This window comes from Serratia sp. JSRIV004 (assembly GCF_019968705.1).
GTDB lineage: Bacteria > Pseudomonadota > Gammaproteobacteria > Enterobacterales > Enterobacteriaceae > Chania > Chania fonticola_B.
The window spans coordinates 2,766,300-2,786,975 of the sequence record NZ_CP074140.1; the positions used below are offsets into that span (position 1 = coordinate 2,766,300).

15 protein-coding genes are annotated in these 20,676 nt (G+C 55.7%); 7 read left to right on the top strand and 8 right to left on the bottom strand.

What is annotated here, in order from left to right; genetic code table 11:
* Window positions 1-10: 10 nt before the first annotated feature.
* Window positions 11-2,533, top strand: a complete 2,523-nt coding sequence (locus KGP21_RS13295) for a fimbria/pilus outer membrane usher protein (protein ID WP_094981818.1) — start codon at window positions 11-13, stop codon at window positions 2,531-2,533.
* Entirely contained in the window at window positions 2,530-3,501 is a 972-nt protein-coding gene (locus KGP21_RS13300) for a spore coat protein U domain-containing protein (RefSeq protein ID WP_021804625.1), read from the top strand. Before KGP21_RS13295 ends, KGP21_RS13300 begins: the two co-directional genes overlap by 4 nt.
* Window positions 3,502-3,504: 3 nt before the next feature.
* Here the strand turns inward: KGP21_RS13300 and rsmF are convergent, their stop codons facing one another.
* The 3 genes from rsmF to yebS form a co-directional block, all read right to left on the bottom strand.
* On the bottom strand, window positions 3,505-4,941 hold the full coding sequence (gene rsmF, locus KGP21_RS13305) for a 16S rRNA (cytosine(1407)-C(5))-methyltransferase RsmF (RefSeq protein ID WP_209527431.1): 1,437 nt from the start codon (window positions 4,939-4,941) through the stop codon (window positions 3,505-3,507).
* Between the two features lie 168 nt (window positions 4,942-5,109).
* Window positions 5,110-7,743 (bottom strand): PqiB family protein, encoded by a 2,634-nt coding sequence (locus KGP21_RS13310; protein WP_223538435.1) that lies wholly within the window; start codon window positions 7,741-7,743, stop codon window positions 5,110-5,112.
* The gene (gene yebS, locus KGP21_RS13315) at window positions 7,712-8,959 is read right to left on the bottom strand and encodes a membrane integrity lipid transport subunit YebS (RefSeq protein WP_037374824.1); all 1,248 of its coding nucleotides are present in this window, start codon (window positions 8,957-8,959) and stop codon (window positions 7,712-7,714) included. The genes KGP21_RS13310 and yebS overlap by 32 nt, the downstream gene beginning before the upstream one ends.
* Window positions 8,960-9,200: 241 nt before the next feature.
* On the opposite strand from yebS, the gene KGP21_RS13320 reads away from it, so the two are divergent.
* From KGP21_RS13320 to htpX, 4 genes are all read left to right on the top strand, one after another.
* The gene (locus KGP21_RS13320) at window positions 9,201-9,698 is read left to right on the top strand and encodes a GAF domain-containing protein (RefSeq protein WP_021178215.1); all 498 of its coding nucleotides are present in this window, start codon (window positions 9,201-9,203) and stop codon (window positions 9,696-9,698) included.
* Between the two features lie 95 nt (window positions 9,699-9,793).
* On the top strand, window positions 9,794-10,507 hold the full coding sequence (gene proQ, locus KGP21_RS13325) for an RNA chaperone ProQ (RefSeq protein ID WP_021804621.1): 714 nt from the start codon (window positions 9,794-9,796) through the stop codon (window positions 10,505-10,507).
* A 19-nt stretch (window positions 10,508-10,526) separates the two neighbouring features.
* Window positions 10,527-12,575 carry a carboxy terminal-processing peptidase gene (prc, locus tag KGP21_RS13330; protein ID WP_223538436.1) on the top strand — a complete coding sequence of 683 codons (2,049 nt, stop codon included), beginning with the start codon at window positions 10,527-10,529 and terminating at the stop codon, window positions 12,573-12,575.
* Between the two features lie 266 nt (window positions 12,576-12,841).
* Window positions 12,842-13,720, top strand: coding sequence for a protease HtpX (gene htpX / locus KGP21_RS13335; RefSeq protein WP_021178212.1), 879 nt, complete (start codon window positions 12,842-12,844; stop codon window positions 13,718-13,720).
* Window positions 13,721-13,807: 87 nt separating this feature from the next.
* On the opposite strand, the gene KGP21_RS13340 is transcribed toward htpX, so the two are convergent.
* Window positions 13,808-15,199, bottom strand: coding sequence for an MFS transporter (locus KGP21_RS13340; RefSeq protein ID WP_223538437.1), 1,392 nt, complete (start codon window positions 15,197-15,199; stop codon window positions 13,808-13,810).
* A gap of 228 nt (window positions 15,200-15,427) precedes the next feature.
* On the opposite strand from KGP21_RS13340, the gene kdgR reads away from it, so the two are divergent.
* A complete protein-coding gene (gene kdgR / locus KGP21_RS13345) occupies window positions 15,428-16,219 on the top strand; it encodes a DNA-binding transcriptional regulator KdgR (protein WP_021178210.1) in 792 nt (263 codons plus the stop codon).
* A 99-nt stretch (window positions 16,220-16,318) separates the two neighbouring features.
* Here kdgR and KGP21_RS13350 read toward each other — a convergent pair whose 3' ends face one another.
* From KGP21_RS13350 to KGP21_RS13365, 4 genes are all read right to left on the bottom strand, one after another.
* Window positions 16,319-17,212 (bottom strand): SMP-30/gluconolactonase/LRE family protein, encoded by an 894-nt coding sequence (locus KGP21_RS13350; RefSeq protein WP_223538438.1) that lies wholly within the window; start codon window positions 17,210-17,212, stop codon window positions 16,319-16,321.
* Window positions 17,205-18,083 (bottom strand): SDR family NAD(P)-dependent oxidoreductase, encoded by an 879-nt coding sequence (locus tag KGP21_RS13355; RefSeq protein WP_223538439.1) that lies wholly within the window; start codon window positions 18,081-18,083, stop codon window positions 17,205-17,207. Before KGP21_RS13355 ends, KGP21_RS13350 begins: the two co-directional genes overlap by 8 nt.
* 82 nt (window positions 18,084-18,165) lie before the next feature.
* Complete coding sequence (locus KGP21_RS13360) at window positions 18,166-19,086, bottom strand: LysR substrate-binding domain-containing protein (RefSeq protein ID WP_209522087.1); 921 nt, start codon at window positions 19,084-19,086, stop codon at window positions 18,166-18,168.
* A 115-nt stretch (window positions 19,087-19,201) separates the two neighbouring features.
* Window positions 19,202-20,593, bottom strand: coding sequence for an L-cystine transporter (locus KGP21_RS13365; RefSeq protein WP_021804615.1), 1,392 nt, complete (start codon window positions 20,591-20,593; stop codon window positions 19,202-19,204).
* Window positions 20,594-20,676: the final 83 nt, after the last annotated feature.

Here is a 20,676-nt window from a genome sequence, read left to right on the forward strand (position 1 = left end):
AGCGCGACTAATGCCGATCCGAGCCATTACTCGTTCCGGTCATCAGTATCCGCTGAATTGCCGGGGCGGTCTGTGCCTGCTTTGCCTGAGTACCTTCTGCGTTCAGGCGCAGGAATACTCATCATTGCCCGATGCCCCGCGTGCGGCACCGGTGATCACCAATGCGATGTTCTACCTGACCCTGGTCGTCAATGGTCAGAGCGACGGGCAGGTGGTTCCTGTGACCTATCGGGACAATGCGTATTACGTGGAGGCCGGCGTGCTGGCAAAGAACCACGTGCAGACCAAGGGTCAGCAAGGGTTGATTAAGGTCGAGGAGTTGCCTGGGGTGAAGGTGAAATATGATTCTGCCGCCCAGCAGCTGATTTTTCAGGTACCGGATGCCTGGCTGCCAAAACAGGACGTCGGCGGCGGCGAGCTGATGAATTACACGATGGCCCAAAGCAGCACCGGTCTGTTGCTAAACTACGACTCCTATTATACCGACCCCCACGAAGGCTCCAGATCGGTTGCCACCTGGATGGAGCAGCGTTTGTTTAGCAACCTGGGGTTTATCAGTAACACTGGGACCTATCGCTACAATATCGACACCGCATCGGGCGAGGGCGGCAGTGCCGTACAAGACCGCTATCTGCGCTACGATACGTTCTGGCGTTATAGCGATGAACAAGATCTGATCAGCTACCAACTGGGGGATTTTGTCAGCAACTCGCTAACCTGGAGTAATTCGGCCCGCATGGGGGGATTACGCATCAGTCGCAATTTTGCCCTGCGCCCGGATCTGGTGACCTATCCGCTGCTGCAATATAGCGGTACCGCAGCGGTCCCCAGCACCGTGGATTTATTTCTCAACGGCTTTAAGGCCAGCAGCAATAATCTGAACTCCGGGCCGTTTACCCTCACCAATGTGCCTTACATCAACGGGGCTGGTGAAGCGACGATCGTCACCACCGATGCGGTCGGGCGCCAGGTATCGACCACGGTGCCGTTTTATGTTTCCAACACCCTGTTGCGTAAAAACCTGAGCGACTTTGATGTGTCACTCGGCGCGGTGCGCCAGGATTATGGCATCTCCAACGGCGATTATTCCGACGCGGCTTTCAGCGGGATTTACCGCTACGGGCTGAGTAATTATCTGACGCTTTCCGGGCACAGCGAGGCCACGCAAGGGCTGGCACTCGGCGGGTTGGGGGCCGATATCGCGGTGGGAACATGGGGTACGCTCAGCCTGTCTGCCAGCCAGAGCAAGGCTAATCATCCGCCGGTGGCGACCAGCGACGTGGTGAACGACCAGATTGTCCGGCCGAATACGCCAGGTATGCCCGACCCCAATCAGAATATAGACAATCCGCTGGGCACTAACGTGACGGACAAAAAAGACGGTAGCCAGTACACACTGGGCTACTCCTATAATTCGACGTTATTTAGCTTTTCGGCACAGCGGGCATCGCGCACCGTGGGTTATCAGGATCTCACGTCTTACACCAGCAATACCCGCCTGAGCCGCCAATCCGATCAGGCCACCTTCAGCGCTTCGCCGTTTGGCTCGAGTAATGGCACCTTGGGCTTGGGCTATTACGACGTGCAGGCCTATGACAACTCGCATACCCGCCTGGTGAACTTCTCTTACAGCCGTGCCCTGTGGGGCCAGAGCAGCATGTTTGTCTCACTCAATAAAACGTTGGGGGATAACGGTTACAGTGCGCAGCTGCAATTCATTATTCCACTGGGTAGTGATGTCAGCCTCAATGCAGGGTTAGCACGTAACAATAATGGGCATTATCAGCATCAGGTGGGGGCCAGCAAGGCGGCTCCCACGGATGGCGGCATGGGCTGGAACCTGGCTTACAGCGGTGGTGGCGATGCCTATCAACAGGCCGATGCCACCTGGAAAACCCGCTATGCCACGCTGCAAGGCGGCATCTTCGGCCCACAAGGAGAATATACCAACTGGGCAGACCTGAGCGGCTCAGTGGTGTTCATGGCTAACTCCTGGTTCCTGTCGGACAAGATCAACGACGCGTTTATCGTGGTGGATACCGATAATTATGCCGGGGTTTCGGTGCTGTATGAGAATCAGAAGATGGGCACCACCGACAGCAATGGGCACCTGTTGATCCCGTCGATCAGTTCGTACTATCCGGCCAAGGTCGAGATCGACACACTGCCGTTACCGGCGGACGTGGTGGCTAACCAGGTCAACAATCGCATTGCCGTTAAGCAAGGCAGCGGGATGGTGGTGAAATTCCCGGTACAAAAAGTCCTCTCGGCCAATATCACGTTGCATGACACCGCCGGGCAACCGCTGAAATTGGGCACGTTGGTCACGGAACAAACCACGCAACAAACCACCGTTGTCGGCTATGACGGGCTGGTGTACTTCTCACATTTACAATCCCACGGCCAGTTAAGTATTCAGCAGGACGACCGCTCAATGTGCCGTGTGGATTTCGACCTGAACCCCAATTATCACAGCATTGAACAGGTCGGGCCGCTGGTCTGCCAAGGCAGTGCCGAAGAGAAAAAATCATGATTATGTTATTACGATGGATGCGAGCAGGATTGGCATTGCTGCTGTTAGTGGGGGTTATGCCATTCGGTTGGGCGGGCTGCACCGCCCCTGCAACCGCGGGCAGCCTGGGCACACAAAATTCCTTTGACGTCAGCACGACTCCGTTAACCACCTCTGTCAGTAGCGGGCTGAAATGTACCGGCTCGCTGCTTAATATTGGCGGTACTAACACCATTAAGGCCACCATCGGTGCGACTTTACATCCAGTTGGCAACCAGCCGCGTTTATACAGTGCGGCAACCGGCCAGTATCTACCATACAGTCTGTGCAAGGAGGGTGGCTGTAGCACCCTGTATAATCAGGGCAGCGTCATTACCTGGACCAGTACTACCGCACTGGATTTACTAGGCCTGTTTACCGGGCCAAACAGCACGCTGCCGATTTTTATCCGGCCACAAATGAACTCTAATCTGGCTGCTGGCACTTATACGGATACCATTCCGATCGCTTGGGACTGGAGCATCTGCTCGATTGCGCTTGGCCCCATTTGTGTCGCGGACACCGGGAGTATAACGTCCGGCGCCAATATCAGCCTGTCGCTGGTTGTCACCAATTTTTGCTATATCGACAGCGCGCCAAATGTCGGGTTCGGTAGCGCGGCGTTGCCGTCTGGCCTCACTACGGTTGTGTCCAATACCATCAGCGTACGTTGCACCCTCAACGCCAGCTACTCGGTCAACCTGACCAGCAGCGTCGCCAGTTCGGGGCAATATCGGCAAATGGCGTCTACGGTAAACGGCACCACCAGCTATATTCAGTATCAGCTGTTCAAGGGGGATAGCACCGTTTGGACCGCCGCCACCAATAGCAACGCGACGGGCACGGGTACCTCGCAATCCTTTCCCTATACCGCCTCGGTTAACCTGTCGCAAAACAACCAGCCAGCGGGGAGTTATAGTGACACTGTCACGGTTACCGTCGCCTATTAGACGTTATTGATGGAAATCCAGTACTCCGTCGCGCACCAGTTCGCGGGGCAGGCTGTTTTTAATCCGGCTGCCGATCAGTTTGGCCAGCCCTAGCGGCTGATGCTGATAAGTAACGATACACTCATTGCTCTGTGGGGGTTGCGCGGGATAGAGATCGCGGCCATGGAACCATTCCTGTGCCAGTGCTGCATCGAGCTCAAAAGTCTGTGGGTTGTCACTGGCCGCCAAGGCGATCACCGCCTCATGCTGCCAGCGGAACCCTTTTGGGAAGCGTTCCGCCAACTTTACGCCAATGCGGGAAAAACGCACTTTGCTGACCAAAGGCTCCAGCGCGGCTGGAAACAGCCAGATTTCTTTATCCCGCGCCCATAATTTACTGGTTTCATCCCAGACCAAACCCGAGGCTGCGGCAGCCTGCGCCACCAGTGCGGACTCCTGGGCCGAAAGTGGGGCGAAAGGGAACTTGCCCAGCTTATAGCTCGGTTTGGCCAATGCCGAAACGCTGTGATTTTTGCGTAGCCGGGCGACGAAGAAGCCTTCACTGTCATAAATCTGTGGGAATACGTGCAGGAAGCCTTCTGGAGTGAGGGCCAGTTGCGCTTGTGGGAACAGGTCACCCAGCGGCTCAATGCTGACGGCGTCGCCATAGGTTGCCAACAGTTGATGTATCACCTGTTGATTTTCCTGGGCATTCAGCGTGCAGGTGGAGTAAACCATCACGCCGCCGGGGGCCAGGGCGTGGAAGGCGCTGTCGATCAGTTCCCACTGGGTTTGCGCGATGCTGGCTACGCTTTCTGGCGACCAGTTGCTCATGGCATCCGGATCTTTACGCACCACGCCCTCACCAGAGCAGGGCGCATCCAGCAGGATGGCATCAAAGCTTTCCGGTAAGGCTGCGCCAAACACCCGGCCGTCGAAATGGGTCAGCGCCGTATTTTTGACGCCGCAGCGGCTGATGTTGGCATGCAACACCTTGACTCGGCTGGCCGAATATTCATTGGCGACAATGCCGCCCTGATTGCCCATCAACGCGGCGATCTGGGTGGTTTTGGAACCCGGCGCTGCGGCGACATCCAGCACTCGGCGCGGGGTTTCACGCTCGGCAAACAGGGCGCTCACCGGCAGCATGGAACTGGCTTCCTGAATGTAGAACAGGCCGCTTAGATGCTCCGCCGCGCTGCCCAGCCGTAATGCATCGTCATCGCGCTCGATCCAAAAGCCTTCGGGGCACCAGGGGATGGGTTCCAGCCGCCAGTCGTAGTCTTTGACCAGCACCAGAAAGTCCGCAACGCTGATTTTCAGCGTGTTGACCCGCAGGCTACGCCGCAAGGGTTGCTGGCAAATAGCGATGAAGTCATCCATGGATAAATGGTCAGGCATGATGGCGCGAGTTGCGTCGAGAAAAGCAGGAGGCAAAAAAGCAGGAGCAGGTTTAGCCACAGGGAGCTCTCAGGGCGGAAAAAAATCGAAGGGGCTAGTTTACCATAAACTGCCTGCCTGAGAATACCGACAAGTTTCGATCAATGGGATGGATGGCAAAGCAGTAATGGTATGGATTATCTTGGGGGGAGCGGCAGGGCTCAGAACATTGAACCCTGCCGAGAACTATCAGTTGTCCCTAGGGATAGCGGTGCCCCATTCGCGCCAATCTTTAGGCTCTTCCGCATTCAGCAGGAAGTGTTTGTTCGGCGTGGCTTTAGGGGCCAGTGGAATGCTAGGTGGGGTGGCAAAGGCAATACCGCCGCGAATAAACTGCTGGAAGGTACCGCTCTTGATCACGCCGCCCGTCAGGCCAAACTGCAGGTTATAGCCAGAGGCCAGCCAGAAGACGCTGTTGTTACGCACCAGATGCTGGTATTTCTTGCTGACTCGCAGCGAGACGTGCACGCGATCTGACATCGCCCCCAGATAGAAACCGGTCACGGTACCCACTTCAATGCCACGGAACAGGATCGGCGTGCCGATTTGCAGCGAACCGGTCTCGGCGGCGTCCAGGATCACGCTCAGGCCATCCAGGTAGCGGGAGTCGGTAATGCTGGCTTCCTGCAGCTCAAAAGTACGCATTGATCCGCCGTGGCCGGGTTCCACGTTGATATAGGGCTGCAACAGGGAGTCAAGATTATTGACCCCAGCGGCAGAAATCTCCGGTGAAACGATGGCGAAACGGCTGCCGAGACGGGCAAAGGTTTTCACATACTCTGGGTACAATACTGCTTTGGCCAACACCTCGTTACGCTCCGGTGCCAGTTTCAGTGATTCAAGCTGGCCGATATCAATGCCCAGATAGCGTATTGGCATGCCAGGGGATAGTTTGCTGGCATCATAGGTGCGTAACGTGATCTGGCTACCCACGGCGCGAGCGGCGGTTTCTGAGGCGTACAGCACGCGTTTGGCCCCTTTATCCAGCGTTACGCCCTGCAGGTTATCAAAGCTGATAGCGCCTTTCAGCGCGCGGTTGAGCGGGGAAGCCTGCACTGTCAGGCCGCTGCCGTTCAATTGCACCTTGGCACCGCCTTCCGCCCAGAAAATGCTTTCGCTGGTTAACAGCTTGCGGTATTCCGGGCTGATATAAACCTCAACGTCAAACTCGTTGGCCTTGGGCCGTACGTTGACAATCTCCCCCACCTGGAACTTGCGGTATAACACCACCGAGCCAGCTTGCACATCTGGCAGGCTGGTGGCGGTAAGCGTCAAGGTGGGCAGTGGGCTGTTGCCGACGATGCCCTCGGCGGCTTTTTCCACGTTGCTGTACAGCGGATACTGCGCGTCCGGTTCGCCTTTACCCCCAGGGATCAGGCGTACGCCACCGTCTAGCCACTCCTGAGCGCTGGCACCTAACACTTGCACGCCGTCCAGCCCGAATTTGACATCCACCCGGCTGTTGACCACGAATTTACTGTCTTTATGCAGCAAGCTGCGGTGCTGAGCTTCGATCGCTGCCGTAAAGGTCACACCGCCGTCGGTCAGGGTACGGGTCAGGATTTGCCCGACCTTGATACCGTGCACGATTAACGGTTGCCCAACGTCGATGCCGTAGCTTTGCGGGGCATTCAAGGTGACCGTCACCACGCCAGGCTGTTGCAGCAGCGTTTTACTACTGTCCAACACGGTAAAATGCTGCTGGGGTTCGCCTTCACCCGGCACCAATTCCAGGGTGTTACCGGTTAACAGCTGACTCAGCTTGGCGTCGTTAAGGCTGACTTTTGGACTACGCATCTCAATGCGCGTGCCGCTGCGCATCAGATCGACCACCGAAGGATCGATGGTGAGTTCGCCGGTGACCTTGCTATCCTGTTGCAGGGCCAGGCGAGTCAGCGTGCCAACCTGCAATCCTTGATACATCAGCGGCGTGCGGCCCTCGCTCAGGCTATTGCCGTCGGGCAGGTCCAGTGAGATGTTAACCCCACGCTGGCTACGGGCCAGATCCGGATACAGCGTATAGTTTTGATCGGCCTTGGCCTGCTTGCTGTCTAGCGGGGAGTCAAAGGCTATCGCACCGTTTACCAGCGCGGCCAGGCTCTCCATCTGCACGCTGGCGCCGGACAGGCTGAAATCGCCTTTAAAACCGGAAACGTTCCAGAAACGGGTGTTGTCCTTCACCAGATTGGCAAAGCGGCGGTCGATCAGCACGTCGATGATCACGCCCTTGTTACCCGGCGAAATAGTGTAGTCATACACTTTACCGACCGGGATCTTGCGATAATAGACCAGCGAGCCAGTGTTCAGGGAACCGAGGTCGTCTGCTTGCAGGTGGATCATCAACTCGCCGGTATTCAGGCGGTATTTCGGCTGCGTATCCAGCGCGGTGAAGTGGGTTTGCGGTTTGCCACGGCCCGGCATCATGCCGATGTAGTTACCACCGACCAGTGCATCCAGGCCGGACACCCCAGCCAACGAGGCTTTGGGCGTGACCAGCCAGAATTGTGTGCCTTCCCGCAGTGAGTCTTCCAGATCGCTCTTGATGCTGGCTTCAACCACGATACTCCGCAGATCCTTGCTCAGCGAAATGCTTTGCACGGTGCCCACGTCCACACCCTGGTAACGTACCGGCGTACGGCCAGCGACAATACCCGCCGCAGACTGGAAGTCTATGGTGACACTATTGCCGCTCTCCTGGTAATTGGTATAGACCAGCCACCCGGCAATCAGCAGGGCGATAAACGGCAGTAACCAGAATGGCGAGATTCGGCGCTTGTTTTTGACCCGCGCCTCAGTCGGCGTATTCGGCGTTTCCTGTTGCATGTGCATCCCAAATCAATCGGCTGTCCAGCCACTGTACGGCAAGGATAGTTAAAATAACCGCAGACCCAAAGTAAAAAGCTGCTGGCCCCATAGTAAAAGAAAACAGTTGGTCGCGATTGATCAGCGACATCATCAACGAGATCACGAACAGATCGAGCATCGACCAGCGGCCAACCCAGGTGACCAGCCGGAGCAACCGGATGCGGGTTTTGAGGCTGTGCGACGTTTTGAAATGAATGCTGAACAGCAGCACCAGCAGTACGATCACCTTGGTAAAGGGCACCAGGACGCTGGCGATAAATACGATGGCGGCGATTGGCATGTTGCCCGAGTTGGCCAGCGAAACGACGCCGCTGAAAATGGTATCTTCCATACGCGCGCCGTTGGCGTAGACCACCGAGATCGGCAGCAGGTTGGCGGGGATCAGCAGCACGATGGCGGCAATCAGCGCGGCCCAGGTTTTTTGCAGGCTGTAAGGTTGGCGATGACACATCGGCACATGACAGCGGGGGCAGCGGCCACGCTCATCCTGAAAACCGGTAAAATGGCAGGCGAGGCAGACGTGTAATGCCTCTGGTTTGCCCTCTGGCTGTTCCTGCGGATAGTAGCGTTCCCACATCTGCTCCAGGTTCATGTGGATCAGCGTCAGCAGGCTGAGCAGGGTCAATGCCAGATAGGCAATCAGGGCGCTGCCGGGTTCAATATCTGCATATTCCTTGACCTTGATCGCCGCGACCACCATACCGATCAGGTAAATATCGAGCATGATCCACTCTTTCAGGCGTTCCAGCATCAGCAGCACTGGCCGCAGGTTCATGCCGAGCGCATGGCCAAACCACAGGTACAGCAATGACAGAGATAGCGTCAACGGCGCGCCGATGGTGCAGAAGGCGACCATGCTGGCGGTAAACGGATCCCCCTGGCTGCTCATTTGCCAGATGCCTTCCAACAGGCTAGCGTTAATCTTCGTGCCGAGCAGGCGGATGCTGATCAACGGCTCGCTAAAGGCAAAGGGCATCAGTAACAGCATGGTGACGGCTACCGCGGTCAGGCGGGTCATTGACCAGTCGCGGCCATTCACCACTTTGGCGTTGCAACGTGGGCAGTAGGCGGCCTGATTGCGGGTTAACGGCGGCAACGTGAACAGCAAATCGCATTCACAACAGCGTTGGTGGCGAGCCTTGGAGAGCGGGCCGGTAATGGCGAGTATCTTCATCATGAATGCTGTTTGGCGACCTGAGGTCTACTTAGCGTAGCTTGAAAACCAACCCGTCAATGCTATCAACCGGTAAAAAGGGATTAGCATCGCAGGTTACAAATGATTTTTAGACGGCAAACATACCCTGTTGTACCGTGTTTTGTGAAGCAACAGATGATTAACCTTGTGGCTATACGCATTTAATGCTTATTTTATACGGGTTAAGTCGAAGCTATTTTGAGTATTTGAACGGTTAATCATGACTAAAGAATCATTCTACGCGGAATTAAAACGCGATTTGAGCGCATTGCTGGATGGGGAAGATAATTTTATCGCCGCATTGTCTAACGCCAGTGCGCTACTCAATGAGCGTCTTGATGACGTGAACTGGGTCGGTTTTTACCTGATGGAAGGCCATCAACTGGTGCTAGGTCCGTTCCAAGGCAAGATTGCCTGCGTGCGGATCCCGTTGGGTAAGGGCGTGTGCGGTACGGCAGCGGCGCAGAACCAGGTGCAGCGCGTTGGCGATGTTCATGCATTTCCAGGACATATCGCCTGCGATGCCGCCAGCAACGCGGAAATTGTGTTGCCGTTAGACGTCAGTGGTCAGGTCATCGGTGTTCTGGATATCGACAGCACAGTTTATCAACGCTTCGATGAACAGGACGAAATCGGCCTGAAAGCAGTGGTGGCGGGGCTTTGCGCACGGCTGGCACAGAGCAATTTTGCGAAATATGTCACTGTAGCGGCAAGTTGATCTACGGTTAACGTGGCATTTAGCGATGGCGTCATTATAATGACGCCTGTTCATGCCTGCGGCTTGTTGGCAACCCGTTGTAATCAGGAAATTTCATGGAAAATCAACACAAGTTGAACACAGTTAAAGAAGTCATTGCTTTTCTTGCCGAGCGTTTCCCGCTCTGCTTTAGCGCCGAAGGCGAAGCACGCCCGCTGAAAATCGGTATTTTTCAGGATCTGGTAGAACGTGTACAAGGGGAAGAGAACCTCAGCAAAACGCAGCTGCGTTCAGCTTTGCGCCTGTATACCTCAAGCTGGCGTTACCTGTACGGTGTCAAAGTTGGCGCCCAGCGTGTAGACCTGGACGGTAACCCGTGCGGTGAGCTGGAACAGCAGCATGTCGATCATGCTCGCCAGCAGCTTGAAGAAGCCAAAGCGCGCGTTCAGGCACAGCGTGCCGAACAGAATGCCAAAAAACGTGAAGCTGCTGGTGAGTCTGCCACTGCCGAGCCTCGTCGTCCGCGTCCTGCCGGCAAAAAGCCAGCCGTACGTCGTGAAGGCGGAGCCGCAGCAGAGAACCGCAAGCCGCGCCCACAACAAGCACGCCCACAGCAAGCTCGTGAACCTCGTGTAGCCAAAGAGGCCAGCCAGCCGCGTCATGTGCCAGTCACAGACATCTCAAAACTGCAAATTGGCCAGGAAATCAAAGTCAGAGCAGGTCAGAGCGCGATGGACGCAACCGTACTCGAAATCGCCAAAGATGGCGTTCGTGTACAGCTCTCCTCCGGTCTGGCGATGATTGTGCGCGCAGAACACTTGCAGTTCTGATACGGAGGCCAACCAAGGCATGAACAAATTTGTCAGATTAACCGCAGTTGCGGCTTTGCTGTGGGCGGGTGTCAGTTACGGAGCGGATACAGCCAACATCCGCATCGATCAACTGCCCAAGCTTGAGCAGGAAGCTGAACATGCAACCGTGAGTGAGCGCGTAACCTCGCGCTTCACTCGCTCTCATTATCGCCAGTTTGCTCTGGATGCGGATTTTTCAGGCAAGATCTTCGATCGCTACCTGAATATGCTGGACTACAGCCATAATGTGCTGCTGGCCTCTGACGTCGCGCAATTTGCCGACAAACGCAGCACGCTGGGTGAAGAGCTGAAATCCGGCAAACTGGTTACGCCTTATGCGCTGTTCAATCTGGCGCAAAAACGCCGCTTTGAGCGCTATCAGTATGCGCTATCGTTGCTCGACAAGCCGATGAACTTCACCGGCAACGACACCATTGACGTCGACCGCAGCAAAGCGCCGTGGCCGAAAGACAAGGCAGAATTGGACCGCCTGTGGGATGCCAAGGTCAAATACGATCAGTTGAACCTGAAGCTGACCGGCAAAACGGATAAAGAGATCCGTGACACACTGACCAAGCGTTATCAGTTTGCGATCAAACGCCTGACGCAAAGCAACAGCGAAGACGTGTTCTCGCTGATCATGACCGCGTTTGCCCACGAAATCGATCCGCACACCAACTACCTGTCTCCACGCAATACCGAACAGTTCAATACCGAGATGAGTCTCTCGCTTGAAGGGATTGGTGCCGTGTTGCAGATGGATGATGATTACACCGTGATCAACTCCATGGTGGCAGGCGGCCCGGCAGCCAAGAGCAAGGCGATCGCCGTAGGTGACCGTATTGTCGGCGTTGGCCAGGCAGGCAAACCGATGGTTGACGTGATCGGCTGGCGTCTTGACGACGTCGTCTCGCAGATCAAAGGGCCGAAGGGCAGCAAGGTTCGCCTGGAGATCCTGCCGGCAGGTAAAGGCACCAAAACCCGGATAGTTACGCTGACTCGTGAGCGTATCCGCCTGGAAGATCGCGCAGTTAAAATGACTATCAAGACCGTCGGCAAGCAGAAGGTCGCAGTGATGGACATCCCTGGCTTCTACGTCGGCCTGACCGATGACGTCAAAGTTCAGCTGCAAAAGATGGCCAAGCAGAACGTCGACAGTCTGATTATCGATCTGCGTGGCAACGGCGGTGGGGCATTGACCGAGGCGGTATCGCTTTCTGGTCTGTTTATCCCAAGTGGCCCGGTTGTTCAGGTGCGTGATAACAACGGCAAGATCCGCGAAGATGCGGATAACGACGGCGTTGTCTACTACAAAGGCCCGCTGGTGGTGCTGGTTGACCGCTTCAGCGCCTCCGCTTCCGAGATTTTTGCTGCGGCAATGCAAGACTATGGTCGTGCGCTGATCGTGGGCGAGCCTACCTTTGGTAAAGGCACGGTGCAGCAGTACCGTTCACTGAACCGGATTTACGATCAGATGCTGCGTCCTGAATGGCCTGCACTGGGTTCTGTCCAGTACACCATCCAGAAGTTCTATCGCGTTGACGGTGGCAGTACCCAGCGTAAAGGCGTTACGCCAGATATTCTGATGCCAACGGGGATCGATCCGGCAGAAACCGGCGAGAGCTTCGAAGATAACGCCATGCCGTGGGATAGCATTAATGCAGCTGCCTACACCAAAACCGGTGATTTGAAGCCGTTTGAACCGCAACTGCTGAAAGACCATGCGCAGCGTATCGCCAAGGATCCCGAGTTCCAATACATCGCGCAGGATATTGCCCATTACAAGGCGTTGAAAGACAAGCGCAACATCGTTTCTCTCAATCTGGCTACCCGTGAGAAAGAGAACCATGACGATGATGCTACGCGCCTGAAGCGTATTAATGAGCGTCTTGAGCGTGAGGGTAAGAAACCGTTGAAGTCCCTGGAAGACCTGCCAAAGGACTACAAGGAACCGGATCCGTATCTGGATGAAACGGTCAAGATCGCACTGGATCTGGCCAATAATGAAAAGCAGCAGCCATCGCAACAGACGGCCGCCACCAAGTAAGTTATTTGCGGGTTTAACGCTATCGAGCGCACCTTCGGGTGCGCTTTTTTTTTGCCATACCCGCACTAAAATTTCTGTTGAGGTCTCCACTCTGGGCTCAGAAATCGTTTACACTTTGTAAAACCCTTGTTTCTTCGTGACTTTGTAAAGTTACGTATTTTTAGTGGCTTAATGGCCTGCCAATCTTGAAATTGTGACCAATGCCCATAAGATCTGGGTATCTGAGGTCGCGTTTTGTTAACAAATAACGAGGAAGTAAACATTCTATGATGCGTATAGCTTTGTTCCTGCTCACCAACCTGGCGGTGATGTTGGTTTTCGGGCTGGTGCTTAGCCTGACAGGGATCCAATCCAGTAGCGTTCAGGGCCTGATGATCATGGCCGGTCTGTTCGGTTTTGGCGGTGCGTTTGTTTCACTGCTGATGTCCAAATGGATGGCGCTACGCTCCGTCGGTGGGGAAGTGATTGAGCAGCCGCGTAACGAAACCGAACGCTGGCTGTTGGACACGGTGCGCCGCCAATCGCAGCAGGCGGGTATCGCCATGCCGCAGGTGGCCATCTACCAGGCACCGGACATCAACGCCTTTGCGACCGGCGCTCGCCGCGATGCATCGCTGGTGGCGGTCAGTACCGGCCTGTTGCAAAGCATGAGCCGTGATGAGGCGGAAGCGGTGATCGCCCACGAAATCAGCCACGTTGCCAATGGCGACATGGTGACCATGACGCTGATCCAAGGGGTGGTGAACACCTTCGTGATCTTCGTGTCGCGCCTGATTGCCCAGGTGGCCGCCGGTTTCCTAGGCAACCGTGATGGGGAAGGCGAAGGTAACGGCAACCCGATGATTTACTTCGGTGTTTCGATGGTGTTGGAGCTGGTATTTGGTATTCTGGCCAGCATTATCACCATGTGGTTCTCACGTCATCGTGAATTCCACGCCGATGCGGGTTCAGCCAAACTGGTCGGCCGCGAGAAGATGATCGCTGCGCTGCAACGTTTGAAAACCAGCTATGAACCGCAGGAAGCGGGCACCCTGATGGCTTTCTGCATCAACGGCAAATCCAAGTCGTTCAGCGAGCTGTTTATGTCACACCCGCCGTTGGACAAGCGTATCGAAGCGCTGCGTTCCGGCCAGTATCTGAAATAACCCGGTATCAAACGAAAACCCCGGCTCGCCGGGGTTTTTGCTATTCAAGCGGGCGCCGCAGATAACACGCATGCTGCGTCCGATAAGCTATTTGCCAGGTTCAGCGAGATTCGCACGGGGTTGAGTGATGCGCAGGCAACTCACTACGGCAGCGACGCTGGCGAAGATCCCCGCCAACACCAACGAAGCGTGTGTGCCGCTGGTGGGGAATAGGTTGAACATCAGAGCCACCAGCGCCGCGCCAGAGGTTTGCCCCAATAATCGCGCTGTGCCCAGCATGCCACTGGCTCCGCCGCTGCGGTGGCGTGGGGCGGCAGAAATAATGGTGTGGTTGTTGGGCGATTGGAATAACCCAAAGCCCGAACCGCACAGCACCATGCGCCAGATGATATCCAGATCCGTCGGGTTATGTGGCAACAGCGCTAGCAGGAACAAGCCGAGCGCGAAGGTCGCCAAACCAATCCCTCCCAGTAACCCCGCATGAACACGCTCCACCAGGCGGCCTGCAATCGGCGCCATCACGATAATGGCCAACGGCCAGGGAGTTAACAGCAAACCCGTCGCCACCTCGTCACGGCCCAGAGAGGCCTGCAGGAAGAAGGGTAACGACACCATGGCCAGCATCTGGGCGGCAAAAGAGCAGATCGAGGTGCCCATCGACAGCGCAAAAATAGGGATGCGCAGCAGATCCACCGGCAGTAAAGGGGATGTCTGCCGCAACTGACGGCGCACAAAGAAGTAACCAATCACCAGCAACGCCGCGATTTCAGCGGCAATCAGCAGCAGGCTTTGGCCTTGGGCAAAACCGCTGATGGCGGTGATCAGCAGGCCAAACGTCAGGGCATTCATCACCGCGCTGGTAGGGTCAAAGCGCTGATTGCTGCTTTTCTGGCTGTTAGCCGGCAAAAATTTCATCCCTAGCATCAGTGCGACGATGCCGATCGGCAGATTGATGGCAAAAAGCCACTGCCAGGAGGCCACCGATAAAATGGCGGCGGCGACCGTAGGCCCGGCGGCGGAGGAGAAGGCTACGATCAACGAGTTTATGCCGATGCCTCGGCCAAGAAAGCGTTGCGGATAAATAATGCGGATCAGGGCGGTATTGACGCTCATAATCGCCGCGGCACCAAACCCTTGCAGCACGCGGGCAATCGTCAGTGTTAATAGCGAATCGGACAGTGCGCAGAATAACGAGGTAATGCTGAATACCAGCAGACCAGCCTGATAGATACGGCGATAGCCAATCAGATCGCCCAAGGAAGCCAGCGATAGCAGCGAGATGGTGATCGCCAACTGATAGGCATTGACCACCCAGATCGAGCTGGCCGGGCTGGCGTTAAGATCGCGGGCGATGGTCGGCAAGGCCACGTTGGCGATCGCTCCGTCAAGCACTGAAACGGTAATGCCTAGCGCAATGGCCAGGATTGCTCCGTAGCGTTGCGGGACCGGTAAGCCGTCGGAATTTGCAAGCGTTGTCATGGAGGTAGTTATTAAACAGGGGGAATATTACAATGCTAATCATATTTCCCGCCGAATGCACCCGCCGTTTCTGTGCTAAATGTAAAAGTAGTGGGATGTCTGCCGCTAATCCCATCAATAATGGCGAATATTGCGCAACTTCCATTGCATGGGGTGAAATGTTCCGATTATACTGAAACTCTTGTTCAAATTTCCTAAAACAAAAATAGTTAAGTTAAGGTATTAACCATGGCTAACGCAGATCTAGACAAACAACCGGATTCCGTTTCATCAGTGCTGAAAGTGTTTGGCATCCTGCAGGCACTGGGTGATGAGCGTGAGATCGGCATTACCGAGCTTTCACAGCGGGTAATGATGTCCAAAAGTACCGTTTACCGTTTCCTGCAAACCATGAAGTCGCTGGGCTATGTCTCACAGGAAGGGGAGTCGGAGAAATATTCGCTGACCCTCAAGCTGTTTGAACTGGGTGCCAAATCGCTGCAAAACGTCGATTTGATCCGCAGTGCAGACATCCAGATGCGTGAACTGTCTAACCAGACGCGTGAGACCATCCACCTGGGGGCGCTGGATGAAGACAGCATCGTCTATATCCACAAAATCGACTCCATGTATAACCTGCGTATGTATTCACGCATCGGTCGCCGCAACCCGCTGCACAGCACCGCGATTGGTAAAGTCTTGCTAGCCTGGCGCGATCGCGGCGAAGTGGAAGAAATCCTGTCCCATGTCGAGTTTACCCGCAGCACTCCGCACACCATCGCCAGCGCTGCAGAGTTACTGCCGCTATTGGATAAGGTACGTGAGCAGGGGTTTGGCGAAGATATCGAAGAACAGGAAGAAGGCTTGCGCTGCATCGCGGTGCCCGTGTTTGACCGTTTTGGCGTGGTGATCGCGGGCTTGAGCATCTCCTTCCCGACCATCCGTTTCTCTGAAGAAGGCAAAGAGGGCTACGTGGCGCAGTTACATACCGCCGCTCGTCTGATTTCAGCGCAAATGGGTTATCACGACTATCCGTTTTAAGCTTGCCGTAGTTGTAGGGGGCTGAGCATAGCTTCACCCCTACGCTTTCTCGCCCAGCCTTCGAAATCTCTCCTCGGTTTATAAAATCCAACTACTCTGCTATTCGCCTATCTTGCACTCTTTGAACAAGTGACGTGGAACACCGGCAATGGCTGGACGAATAGTAAAGAGGTCCCCAGAATCAGGGTATTCAGCCAGTTCTGAAGCCGTCATGGCAAAGCGCGCCGTGGTGATGAATAAGGTTTCCAGACCTTCCCCGCCAAAGCAGCAACTGGTGGGGCGCGGTACGGGCATGGCGACGCGCCCGCTCAGGCTGCCGTTACGGTCGTAGCGCAGCAAACATCCTCCGTTGAACATACAGACCCACAGCCCTCCGGCTCGATCCAGGGCGATACCATCGGGACGTCCCAGTTCTGCCGAGGTTTCGGCGAAGCGCATTACGGCCTCCAGTTCCCCGCAGGTCGAATAAGCGGCCCGAAATATTGATTGTGCGATGGAATCGACAAAGAACAGCGTTTGGTCATCTTCCGACCAGGCCAGGCCATTAGGCAGTGCGATATTCCTCTGGATCGCTTGGGCGTTTAGTTCACTGTCATAGCGGTACAGCGCTCCGGCCTCACGGTTCGGCCCCTCGTGCATCAGGCCGGTGATAAAGCGTCCTTGCGGATCGCAGGCCCCATCGTTGAACCGATAACTGGCTTGGTTATGGACTGCGCTGGAGTGCGTGCGGACCACTCCTTGTTTGGGATCAAGAATGGCAACCCGCGCGTCTTCGGTGAAGATCAGATTGCCTCTATCCGTGAGGGCCAGAGCACCGATGCGTGCCGATGATTGATAAACGGTTGCCACCCGTGCTTGCGGGGTCATCACGTTAATCTTGCCACCAGAGATATCGACGAAGTACAAAAGGCGGTTGTCTTTATCCCAGACAGGACTCTCGCCAAGGTCGGCGCGGACTTCGGCGATCTTGTGCAGATGACCCCCGTCACGCATCGCCAAACTCCTTGATGCGTTGCCAATTGTGGGCGACGTCTTCCACGCTGGCACACTCAATGCGCGCCAGATCCGTAGGATAGGTTACGTCTGGGTTTTCACAAAAGCGGGTGGCGGTGAACTGGCCGTTGCTGGCGCGCAGGATCACGCCTGTGTCTTGACATAACGAGCTGGCCAGATACAGCAAGCCTGGCACCACCCACTCGGGCTTGAGGTCTGTGGGAGACTGCGTGATCCCCCACATGCGGGTTTTAGCCACCGGAGAGATAGCGTTGACCAGGATGCCGTCCGGTTTTCCTTCCATGCTCAGGGCATTCATGATGCCGACTTGGGCCATCTTGCCAGCGGCGTAGGCCGTCAGGCCTGGCTGCGCGTAGCGTTGATACATGGCACGGTCAGAGGTTGTCAGCACGATCCGAGGTGATGGGGAACGTTTGAGATGCACCCAGGCGTGCTTGCTCAACCAGATAGGCGCACGCACGTTGATGCCAAGGGAGCGCTCAAGGAATACCTCTTCCTGTGTCTCAATGGGCTGATAGCCGACCCAACCAGCGTTATGGATCAGGATATCCAGCGCGCCGAATTGCTTGATGGCCAGCGCTACAAGTTGCTGGCAACCCATCTCGTTATCCAGGCGCCCGTTGTGGGTGATGAACGAACCAGGGTCGGCCTGCAAGTCATGAACCGCTTCGCTCATTACGTCTGGGTCAGCACCATCGCCGGTCAGGCCGGTACCCAGGTCGCTAACGATTACCCTTGCACCACGCTCCAGGAGGGCTTTGGCGTAAGCGTTGCCAAGCCCGCGGCCAGCACCGGTGACGATAGCTACCTTGTCTTTGAAAAGCTCGTCTGAGCGTCGATCTGTCATCATGTACCTCCGTTTGGCAATGGCACGATGATGGAGTGACCGCTCCTGAGTGTAAAATATCTTATTTGTACCGAAACAAGACTTATCAAGTTTCAATCAAGGGTGCCGATGCCATGGCATCTCGCACCTCATCGATCAGTTTGTCGCGAATTGAAGATGGCTTGTGCGGGTTCCAAGCCATCAGCAATTCCACATGCCGCAGTGCGTCTGGTGCATTGACCTGGATTGGTCGGAATACCACGTCTTTGCGACCCTCCTGCGCCAGTGACGCGGGCAACAGTGCTACGCCGAAGCCGCTGGCCACCAACGCAACCAGAGTGTGCAGCTGCCGCGCCTGTTGGGCAATGCGTGGCATGAACCCCGCCGCTGCACAAAGCTCAACCAGTTGGTCATGGAAGCCCTGGCCCAGGTGCCGTGGTGACGATACGAAGGCGTCATCGCGCAGTGCGGTCAGTGGAATGATTTCGTGGCACGCGAGAGGGTGTGTGGTTGGCAGAGCGATCACGATGGGTTCGCGCAGAATGCGCTCGAAGTGCAGCTCCGGAGCTGTCCTTCCCGGTGGCCTCATGAAACCGAGCTCGGCGCGGCCATGTTCCAGAGCCTCGATTTGCTCTTGAGTCGTGGCCTCACGCATCGTGAAGGAGATGGCGGGGAATGCAGCGCGGAAGCGCTGCAATGCGCCTAGCAATGCGTTATAGGGGGCGATATTGATGAAGGTTAACGTGAGATGGCCTTCGATGCCTTGCGCTACCCGCCTAGTCTGTTCGACGCCTTCATCAAGCAGGCGCAACACCTTTCTTGCCGTTGCCAGAAAGTCGGTTCCGGCAGGTGTGAGCGACACGCTGCGATTGGTGCGTTCAAACAGGGGAGCGCCGATCTCATGCTCCAGCCGACGAATAGCCTGACTCAACGGGGGCTGCGCCATATGCAGCCGTTGCGCTGCGCGATTGAAGTGCAATTCCTCGGCGACGGCGATGAACTGATGTAGCAGGCGGGTTTCAATCATAATGGGTTCCACGGATCCTATTTGCTACACACTAATACTAATGAGATATCATTGGCAGTCCTGGCGAAAAAAAACCGGCGCCTGGGCGCCGGTTCAGTTGCAAATCAGTCTAGGGTTACCGGTGAGCCAGTTCCGCTTCGTCTTCGCTGTCCATAATGGCTTTGTCGGTCTGCTTCATCAGTTGGCTGGTGACGGTACCTGCGGTCATCGAACCACTAACGTTCAGCGCGGTACGGCCCATGTCGATCAACGGTTCAACCGAAATCAGCAGGGCGACCAGGGTTACCGGCAGGCCCATCGCTGGCAGAACAATCAGCGCAGCAAAGGTCGCACCACCGCCCACACCGGCAACACCGGCTGAACTGACGGTAACAATACCGACCAGCGTTGCGATCCACAGTGGGTCCAGAGGGTTGATGCCTACGGTTGGCGCAACCATTACCGCCAGCATTGCCGGGTAGAGACCCGCACAACCGTTCTGACCAATAGTGGCACCAAATGAAGCCGAGAAGCTGGCAATCGACTCCGGCACACCCAGACGGCGAGTCTGTGCTTCGACGTTCAGCGGGATGCTGGCAGCGCTGGAACGGCTGGTGAAGGCAAAGGTCAGCACCGGCCACGCTTTGCGGAAGAATTTCAGCGGATTAACGCCGGTGAAGCTCAGCAGCAGGCCGTGAACCACGAACATGATCGCCAGACCAAGGTAAGAGGCAACCACAAAGCTGCCCAGCTTGATAATGTCGTGAATATTTGAGCCTGCAACGACCTTGGTCATCAACGCCAGTACGCCGTAAGGCGTCAGCTTCATCACCAGACGGACCAGTTTCATCACCCAGGCTTGCAGGGTATCGATAGCTACCAGCACGCGCTGGCCCTTCGGTTGGTCATCTTTAAGCAGTTGCAGCGAAGCCACACCCAGGAAGGCAGCGAAAATCACCACGCTGATGATTGACGTTGGGTTAGCCCCGGTCAGATCGGCAAACGGGTTTTTCGGTACAAATGACAGGATCAGTTGCGGTACGCTCAGATCGGCCACTTTACCCGCGTAGTTGGTTTCGATCGCCGACAAACGAGCCGTTTCTTGTGTGCCCTGGACCAGACCTTCTGCAGTCAGCCCGAACAGGTTGGTGACCAATACGCCCACCAGTGCGGCAATCAGCGTGGTAAACAGCAGGGTACCAATGGTCAGGAAGCTGATTTTTCCCAGCGAGGAAGCGTTGTGCAACTTGGCTACCGCGCTCAGGATAGAGGCGAAAACCAGTGGCATCACGATCATTTGCAGCAGCTGTACATAGCCGTTACCGACGATGTTAAACCAGCCGATAGACGCTTTCAGTACCGGGTTGTCCGCGCCGTAAACCAGTTGCAGTGCCAAACCGAACACCACACCAAGTACCAGGCCGACCAGCACTTTTTTAGCCAGGCTCCATTGCTTATGGCGGGTTTGCGCCAACAGCAAAAGGAGGGCGGCAAAAACCAGCACGTTTAATACGAGCGGTAGATTCATCCCCAATGTCTCCAATCTTGTTTTTTATAATTAAAGGTGCCAAGCACCGATGTAATGCGATGTAAATATCGTAACAGTTTGCG

Bases quoted from the DNA above. Each gene is read 5' to 3' on its own strand.
- proQ (WP_021804621.1), top strand. From the start codon at position 9,794: ATGGAAAATCAACACAAGTTGAACACAGTTAAAGAAGTCATTGCTTTT.
- KGP21_RS13355 (WP_223538439.1), bottom strand. From the start codon at position 18,083: ATGATGACAGATCGACGCTCAGACGAGCTTTTCAAAGACAAGGTAGCT.
- htpX (WP_021178212.1), top strand. From the start codon at position 12,842: ATGATGCGTATAGCTTTGTTCCTGCTCACCAACCTGGCGGTGATGTTG.
- KGP21_RS13350 (WP_223538438.1), bottom strand. From the start codon at position 17,212: ATGCGTGACGGGGGTCATCTGCACAAGATCGCCGAAGTCCGCGCCGAC.
- KGP21_RS13340 (WP_223538437.1), bottom strand. From the start codon at position 15,199: ATGACAACGCTTGCAAATTCCGACGGCTTACCGGTCCCGCAACGCTAC.
- KGP21_RS13300 (WP_021804625.1), top strand. From the start codon at position 2,530: ATGATTATGTTATTACGATGGATGCGAGCAGGATTGGCATTGCTGCTG.
- yebS (WP_037374824.1), bottom strand. From the start codon at position 8,959: ATGAAGATACTCGCCATTACCGGCCCGCTCTCCAAGGCTCGCCACCAA.
- KGP21_RS13320 (WP_021178215.1), top strand. From the start codon at position 9,201: ATGACTAAAGAATCATTCTACGCGGAATTAAAACGCGATTTGAGCGCA.
- kdgR (WP_021178210.1), top strand. From the start codon at position 15,428: ATGGCTAACGCAGATCTAGACAAACAACCGGATTCCGTTTCATCAGTG.
- KGP21_RS13365 (WP_021804615.1), bottom strand. From the start codon at position 20,593: ATGAATCTACCGCTCGTATTAAACGTGCTGGTTTTTGCCGCCCTCCTT.
- KGP21_RS13310 (WP_223538435.1), bottom strand. From the start codon at position 7,743: ATGCAACAGGAAACGCCGAATACGCCGACTGAGGCGCGGGTCAAAAAC.
- prc (WP_223538436.1), top strand. From the start codon at position 10,527: ATGAACAAATTTGTCAGATTAACCGCAGTTGCGGCTTTGCTGTGGGCG.
- KGP21_RS13295 (WP_094981818.1), top strand. From the start codon at position 11: ATGCCGATCCGAGCCATTACTCGTTCCGGTCATCAGTATCCGCTGAAT.
- KGP21_RS13360 (WP_209522087.1), bottom strand. From the start codon at position 19,086: ATGATTGAAACCCGCCTGCTACATCAGTTCATCGCCGTCGCCGAGGAA.